The sequence below is a fragment of the Pseudomonas sp. EGD-AK9 genome (assembly GCF_000465935.2).
Classification (GTDB): domain Bacteria; phylum Pseudomonadota; class Gammaproteobacteria; order Pseudomonadales; family Pseudomonadaceae; genus Aquipseudomonas.
This window is the reverse complement of record NZ_AVOF01000470.1, coordinates 1-1,996: the sequence shown is the minus strand read 5'-3', so window position 1 is coordinate 1,996 and position 1,996 is coordinate 1. Positions and strand designations below refer to the sequence as shown.

Genomic DNA, 1,996 nt, shown 5'->3' with positions numbered 1-1,996 from the left:
ACGACCACAGATCAGAAAAGACTGTGCAGCCGACTCTTGATATTCCGTGCAGTCACCTTCTGAAAATGACAGATAAATCGCATGACGGCCTTTTTGGCCGGGGGTAGCATGACCGGACACTTTGCGTATACCCAAAATGACCGGAGGAACCCATGACCAGCCGCAACGGCTACTTCCCAGGCAAGACCAAGGCGAAGCGCAGCGCGATCATCACGCCGCGCACCGCCCAGGAAACACAGATTGCGGCCATGCCGCGCCAGTCACGCGCAGCGCGCCAGGCGCTCGCCAAGACGCCACCGCTGCGCGTCGGCGGCGATGGCCTGGTCGAAGGTGCCGACCGCATCATGCGGACGCCGACCGAGCACCAGGCCGCCGGCGTCGCTTTCAAGGTCGCGCGCATCTACTTGCGCGTCAGCACCGACGAGCAGGACTTGACCAGGCAGGCCGCCATCGTGGAGAGCACCAGGGCCGCCGGCTTCTACGTCGCCGGCATCTACCGCGAGAAGGCTTCGGGCGCTCGCGCCGATCGCGCCGAGCTGCTGCGCATGATCGGCGACCTGCAACCCGGTGAAGTCGTCGTTGCGGAGAAGATCGACCGCATCAGCCGCCTGCCGCTGCCCGAGGCCGAACGCCTCGTGGCCTCGATCCGCGCCCAGGGCGCGCGCCTGGCTGTCCCTGGCGTGGTCGATCTATCCGACCTGGCCGCCGAGGCGAAGGGCGTGGCAAAGGTGGTGCTGGAGTCGATCCAGGACATGCTTTTGAAGCTGGCGTTGCAGATGGCCCGCGACGACTACGAGGATCGCCGCGAGCGGCAGCGGCAGGGCGTCGAGCTGGCGAAGGACGCCGGCCGCTACACCGGCCGCAAGGCCAACACAAAGGTGCATGAACGCATCGTGGCGCTGCGCAGCGCAGGCCACAGCATTCCAGAGACGGCCAGGCTGGCCGGGTGCAGTGAAAGCCAGGTCAAGCGCGTATGGGCGCTGCACAACCAGGCGCAGGCGTGACCTACTCGGCCGCCTCCAGCTCGCGCAGGCATTCCATGATCGCCGCCCGCTCCAGCGGATCGAGCTTGGCGAGCTTCGCTTGCCAGCGGGCTTTCTTCCGCTTGATGCGCTCGCGCTCGCGGAAGTTGCTGCCGAGGTAGCGCAGATCGTGCAGCTCGGCCGGCTCGGGGTAGTTCATCCACAGCCGTTCGATAGCGATGCCGCCGCGCGTCATCGCGTTGAAGTCGATGGTTCTCCATGACGCCAAGGGAGAGCTGTCATAGATCGTTGAGCTGTAGCCCGACACCATCACCGCGCACGGCAAGCCGGCCAGCACGTCGAGCAGCCGCACGTGGTCGGCGTCGTCGTATTCGTGGCGGTATAGCTTGCCGCCGCGCCGGCTGTCCATCACGTAGGGCGGATCGGCGTAGACGAACTCGGAGCCGGTGAACTGGTGGGACTCCAGCCAGGCCACGGCGTCGCCGTGGTGCAGCTCCAGGCCGGGCACGTCGAGCTGCTGCCAGACCTCGATCACCTCGGGATCAACGTCGATGCCGACGCTGCGGGCAGCGGGCCGCTTGCGCTCCAGGATGTTGCCGCCGCCCAGGTGCGTTTCGATGTACGTGTCGTGAGGCGGGATGTTGTTGATGATCGTCTGGTAGACGCCGGCACCGCCCTTGCCGCCGGGGTATCTCATGGCCTTCTTCCTGGAGTAAATCGGGACTTGGCCAGCATCGTCAGAAATGGCGATGCTGTCAAGGGAAGCCGGCCGGGCCTGCATCGTCAGAGCCGACGATGCGAAGCTGCTGGAGCGACCTGCAGCACCGCCAGGAATGGCGATGCCGGATCGCTCAGTAGGTGGGGATGTAGACCACCTCAATGTCCACGCGCTGGTTCTCGCGCCGGCCCTCGGCCGTCGAGTTGTCTGCCACGAAATCGGCGGCCGATGCGAAGTTCACCATGATCTTGAGCGGCGAGACGCCGCGCGCCACCAAGTACGACCTGGCCGAGAG

General features: G+C 65.8%; 2 protein-coding genes. One reads left to right on the top strand and one right to left on the bottom strand.

Annotated features, from left to right (window positions below; genetic code table 11):
- The first annotated feature begins 344 nt into the window (after positions 1-344).
- Positions 345-1,004, top strand: a complete 660-nt coding sequence (locus N878_RS18920) for a recombinase family protein (RefSeq protein ID WP_011178412.1) — start codon at positions 345-347, stop codon at positions 1,002-1,004.
- A gap of 1 nt (position 1,005) precedes the next feature.
- Here N878_RS18920 and N878_RS18915 read toward each other — a convergent pair whose 3' ends face one another.
- Positions 1,006-1,680 carry a DNA methylase gene (locus tag N878_RS18915; RefSeq protein WP_011178411.1) on the bottom strand — a complete coding sequence of 225 codons (675 nt, stop codon included), beginning with the start codon at positions 1,678-1,680 and terminating at the stop codon, positions 1,006-1,008.
- Positions 1,681-1,996 lie beyond the last annotated feature (316 nt).